This window comes from Coprococcus sp. RTP21204st1_G4_RTP21204_210225 (assembly GCF_040915385.1).
Classification (GTDB): domain Bacteria; phylum Bacillota; class Clostridia; order Lachnospirales; family Lachnospiraceae; genus Allocoprococcus; species Allocoprococcus comes.
Genome location: NZ_JBCPDP010000040.1, coordinates 1 through 5,566 on the forward strand (window position 1 = coordinate 1; position 5,566 = coordinate 5,566).

Here is a 5,566-nt window from a genome sequence, read left to right on the forward strand (position 1 = left end):
TATCCTGAGACAGATGAATTTTATTCATCAAATATGTATGCTGTTAGAGAGCTTCCTTTTGCGTTGAAAGTCAGAGGAGGTGGAGTGGTTGGACAGCCTTATCTTTCTACTCAAGGAATGAGAAAAGAATTGATACTTTCAGCTTATAGTTCTTCAAAATTCTATTTAAAGATTTTGCCACCTAGTAGTGGAATACCATATTTGATTTATTCAAAGTCTTATAATAAGCCATTGGTTTGTGGTCAATATAACAATGACCCAAACAATAAACTTGTTTTTGTTTGGGACTCGGAAGATATAAGTTCTGGAAGTTGGGACCTTATACCATCAACATATAAAGGATATTTTAATATTGAAAATCAGACATATTTAGGAACGGCAGACCCCAATAATCCTTGGAGTGTGTTTAATTATTCTATAGAAGTAAAGAGTAATGGGCAGGTAGGGTATGCAAAATATAATAAGCAACCACAGCAAGAGTTTCTATTAGAGTTTCAGGATAAATTTAAAGTAAAAGAAATAGCATTTGAACCTAAAGCTGTAGTGACGGAATTAGACCCTGTTGTTGTGTATTCAAATGGTCAGACAGGAGCAGTTGCTGGACCATCAAATATTACAATTTATGCAAAAAAAGATGTAAAAGACACTTCTTGTTATACAGAAAAAGGAGCTTTGAAAATTCCAATGGCAAATGAAGAACAAATGTTTTTACGTCCTGCAATAATAGCTGGGCAATTTATTGCCCCTGGCAATTTTAGTAGTGGGGAAATGCCTGATTCAACAATATTTTTGCCTAGAGCTCCTTATACTTCCACAACGTATGAGATACCTAAAACATTATCGGTGACTATTCCGGTAGAAGTTGATGAGCCATCTTTAATTAAAGTAACGACTTATTTAAAGAAATATAGTGTAAAGGCTGACTATACTATTACTATGACTTATCGTAATGGAAATGAGGCTAATGATAGAGAAGTTAAATTTAAAGGTTCTTGGTATGGAATAATAAATACTACATCAAAGGCAAAACCAGACGAAATAGTAACAATTCCTTTAGAAGAATATATGAAAAGTTTATCTAATAATAATCTGCAATAAGAAAAGATTATGAAATCAATATTATATATAATAATTTTATCTGTTATAGCTCCATTGTTTATAGCTTGTTCAGAGGATTTGAACTTATGCGCACAGCAAAATACAGTGGTTGAAACTGATTATTCATGTGATGATGTGATTCTTCAAGAACGTAATCCATCTCTTCCAGATGTTATTACAGGAAAACCTTCTTTTGATGAAGAGTTGACAAGAAGTGGTGAGATGATTGGGGGAACTGATAAATATCTAGGTTATGGTTATAAATTGCTTAAGGGGAATTATATACCAAGTGATTTTGATAACTTTACGCATTCCATACTTGATATTGAATCTCTAAAAGAATATGATGAATCATATATTGATGAAAATTATCCTAACTGGAACGACCAGTCATCGTTTGCTTATTATGATTTTAATAATTATACGCATTTTTCATCAATAAGTAAAACTGTGAAAAGTGGATTTTCTTTAAATCTAGGATTTTTTTCTATAGGGAAAAAGAAAACGACAACCGAAACATTTAGAACTTTTATTAATGAATCAAAAGAACAAGCTTATGGGGAAATGAATATATTGTTTGCTCATGGCAAATTTACCTTGTTAAGTTCCAATGGTTCTAATAAAGTGTTTGCAAGGCAGTTTTTAAGAAGGTCTTTTATTAATAATTTATATACCTCTCCTATATCATCTATCATTGATTCATATGGAGATTTTGTTGTTGTTGGTTATTATACAGGTGGAAGAGCTTTTGCGCAATATATGGGTAATGCGGATTCAAATACGAATGTTGAACAGAAAACTAAATCCTTAGAGAAAAATATTAATGCTTCACTTGTATATAAAGGTGATTCACTTAATGGGTCGTTCGGATTTAATGGAAAGGATGGTACTTTTGATTCTACAGTTTACAAAAGACAAGATATATTTATACGTGTAAAAACATTGGGTGGTATTCAAGATGAAACAGGTGTAGTGAATACTACAATGGCACTTAAAGACATAAATATAAACTTGCAATCTTGGAGAAAATCATTAAATGATTCAAAAAATCATACAGTGATTGATTTAATAGAAGAAGGATTATATCCAATGTCGGATTTTGTACTGGAAAGAAACTTTCAAAGACGTTTTGATGATACTTCTAAGGAAATTCTTCTTCCTGTTACAAGACTTTATACTCCGTCTATTACGATTGCAAGAGTATTGACAAAGACATCTGCTTCGGGAGAAAGTTTATATGATGTAGCTGCTGTGTTAACAACAAGACAGGGTGACCAAATAGTATTGAGTAAAAGTAATGCTACGGATGCGGAATTAAGGCAAAATGAAGATGATAATGTTTTTATCAAAAAAGCCCAAATTATATCGGCAGAAATATCAAGGTATTTCAGCTCTGATATTCAGATAAGTTATAATACTAGAAAGCGTATTAATCCTCAAATGCGTTCTCCGCTATGTATGGTTTTGGAGAACTTCAATGAAAAAGGTTTCTGTAAGTACTATCATGAGGCAACTAATATGGAATATTTATACGACCCAACTACCAAACTCTGTTTTTCATTTTTTGCAGATGAAAGAGATGAGAGTTTGCTGGAAGTATATGGTCTTAGTTCATGGGCTTCTAATTTAGTAGAAAAACAGATTTCAATAGCAACATTAGCAAATCTATACACAATTATAGGATTGTAATTTTGAAGTCTGGTATTTATATTAATATAATCTATTTTAATACATGGTACATTATTTTAAACAATCTTGCTTATTAATGCTTTGGGCATTATTTTTAGTAAACATAAGTTTTACAAGTTGTGATGATAAAAATCCAGAGGTACAAATAGGAGAACTTACTCCCCAAAAACTATATCAAACCTCATGGCGTGGTACAGGTCGTTGTGATGCTTGGGTAGTTCCCAATATGGGAGTAGGTATGCAATTTATAGATACTCAATCGGGGAAAGTAAATTGGGAAAGTTACGATGAAATTGATATTACTTACAAAATAGAAGGAAAATATATCATATTTAATAGCAATGCTTTATATTTAGGTGGTGCTCCTTGGGTTATTAAAAGCTATACCCAAAAACATATAACTCTTATACAAAATGAAGCAAGTCCAGATAAAGAGAAAGTAGCTATAATAGAATTAGATAGGATAGATTGATTTCGATTGTATTTTTAAAAGGTATGTATTTGGATGCTCTCTTTTCATATTATAAGTATTTGTTATTATACTGGTATCATTTTTATGAAATGGACATAGGGAAAAGAAGATTCTCGTGTTGCTCTTTCTGGGTTTCGGGGAGTGAAGGATATTAATCACATATTCATATTATTTATATATAATATGGTATTTTGTTCCTGTTCTTTTTCCCTATCGTTTTATGGTATCAATTTTTTGTGTCCGGCTTCCGGCAACTTTTTGTATTTGGTATCAAAAGGTCGTTCTACAGGGTGTGCCAGGAATGAAAATTCGGTATCATTTTATCATGCTATATACGCCCATCAGCGCCAGAACTTGAAAAGGGCTGGTATCAATTCTTTAAAGTAATATTGGAAAATAAAAGAGAGTATAAAATACTCTCTTTTATTTTATTAGGGCTGTAATAAATTGATGGCTTTTTGAAGATTAGTTTCTAGTTCTTTTTTAGCGTTTGACATAGCATCTTCATAGTTTTTTTCTGATTGTCTAATAATTTCTATTATAACAGAATTATAGTTGGCTTTTTGTGCTTCATCTTCTTCTGTATTAGAAATCAGATAGAACTTTTCACTAAATATTAAATCTATAAAAACATAGTTAGAATAAAAATTCAGCACTTGAAATAAAAGTTTTAGGCTGCCCCCTTTTCCTAGTTCAAGATTTGAAATCGCATTTTGTTTACAGTTTAGCTGTTCTGCTAATTGAGCTTGGGAATATCCTATATGCTCTCGGATTTGCTTTAACCTTGTGCCTAAAATTGGTAATGTTATGTTATACATATTGTTCTATTACTGTTTCTACTTCGTCGTATATTCTTTTAAAGTTTTTTTGCAGTAATTTCTCTCTATTATCTGCTGTCCCAAAGTTATATACTTTTGGCAGTTCTTTGTAGGCTTCTTCTTCTTTCTTAATTTTTTTTAAATCTAAATTGGTTTTGCAATGGTACATTGCTGTTGGAAAATTATCTTCTTGTCCGAAATCTAATGCAACTTGCCCTACTAATGTACCAGCCTGTAATGAAGAAATTTTGGATGCCGGGATAACAAAATCCATTTGTTCATTCATATTAATTGTTGTTTCGTTTCTTCTGATGGTAACACCTTCTTTTACTTGCTTAACTTTTCCAAATAGTTTTTGTAGCCAATCTAAAGTTTCAGGAGCTTTAGCTTGCCCGGATAAAGTGTTACCTATAATAGAAGTTATAGTTTTTGCGGTAGCTTTGCCGTATTGTTCTTCTAATTGCGGTAGTTCCTGTAATCCCAAACAAATTGAAACCTTATTGCTACGTGCAGTAGAAAGTAGTGTTGCAAGTTGATAAAAATATAATGTGGGACATTCATCTACTATGATTGAAGTAGGATAGTTACCTTTTGTATTGACAAGTCTAGTTAATCGGTTAATGATAAGTGCATTTAAAGCACTATTCATGCTTTGTGTTTTAGGATTATTTGCAATGATGAGATAACTAGGGTCTTTTTTATCTGATACTTTTAAATTGAAATCATTGCCACTAAATACCCAAAAAGATTCTTTAGTTGCCAGTCTTGATAACTGTACTTTTAGACTTGCCATCTGTCCTTCTAATTGGTCCACTGCTCCTGATTTATATGCAGCTTCAAATGGGGAAACTAGTGATTTTAATTCAGGTTCGGAAAAAAGGACTTTAAATAATACATCATATTCTTGATTAAGAAAAGCCAGTACATGCGGTAAATCTGAATATTTGCCATTCTCATATCTAGACCAAAAATAAATAGAAGCTGCTAACAAGTTTACTGCTGATGTTTTAAAAAAATCGCTATTACCTCCACTTCCCTTATCACCCTTTTGTAAACTCTCATATAATGCTTCTGCCGTTTCTGTTGCATCTGCTAGGATTTCTATATATTCTCGTTTCAATGGATTTATTCTTCTACTATATTCAATATCAGAAAAATTAATGACATTGAACTTGAAATTACTTGGTATTTTCCCTAATTGCTTGTTCTTCTGATAATTATAATATGCAATCTTAGCAAGTTCAGGAAATTTGAAGTCGTAAACAACTTCTGCAAATCCTTTAGCTGAATGTTGTCTTATAAAAGAATTTATAACAGAAAAAGATTTACCACTTCCGGGCGTTCCTATTACAAAAGTTCCACGAAAACAGTTACATATATTCAGCCATCCATTATGCCACTTTCTATTGTAGAAAAACTTCATCGGAATATTGACAGAGTATTCTGTTTCTACCTTGTCTTTAGATTGTTCAAAGCTTTCATTCTCTAT

The 5,566-nt window shown here is 31.8% G+C and carries 5 protein-coding genes; 3 read left to right on the plus strand and 2 right to left on the minus strand.

Features of this window, described 5'->3' with window-relative positions; translation table 11 throughout:
* The 3 genes from AB5213_RS16760 to AB5213_RS16770 form a co-directional block, all read left to right on the plus strand.
* On the plus strand, positions 1-1,098 hold a 1,098-nt coding region (locus tag AB5213_RS16760), incomplete at its 5' end, for a hypothetical protein (RefSeq protein WP_368276997.1).
* A gap of 9 nt (positions 1,099-1,107) precedes the next feature.
* On the plus strand, positions 1,108-2,787 hold the full coding sequence (locus AB5213_RS16765; RefSeq protein ID WP_005647359.1) for an MAC/perforin domain-containing protein: 1,680 nt from the start codon (positions 1,108-1,110) through the stop codon (positions 2,785-2,787).
* A 43-nt stretch (positions 2,788-2,830) separates the two neighbouring features.
* Positions 2,831-3,259 (plus strand): hypothetical protein, encoded by a 429-nt coding sequence (locus AB5213_RS16770; protein ID WP_005780925.1) that lies wholly within the window; start codon positions 2,831-2,833, stop codon positions 3,257-3,259.
* A 431-nt stretch (positions 3,260-3,690) separates the two neighbouring features.
* Here AB5213_RS16770 and AB5213_RS16775 read toward each other — a convergent pair whose 3' ends face one another.
* Positions 3,691-4,077, minus strand: a complete 387-nt coding sequence (locus AB5213_RS16775) for a helix-turn-helix domain-containing protein (protein WP_005647356.1) — start codon at positions 4,075-4,077, stop codon at positions 3,691-3,693.
* Positions 4,070-5,566, minus strand: a 1,497-nt coding sequence (locus tag AB5213_RS16780) for a type IV secretory system conjugative DNA transfer family protein (RefSeq protein WP_368276998.1), incomplete at its 5' end; no start/stop codon positions are given. The genes AB5213_RS16775 and AB5213_RS16780, both read right to left, overlap by 8 nt.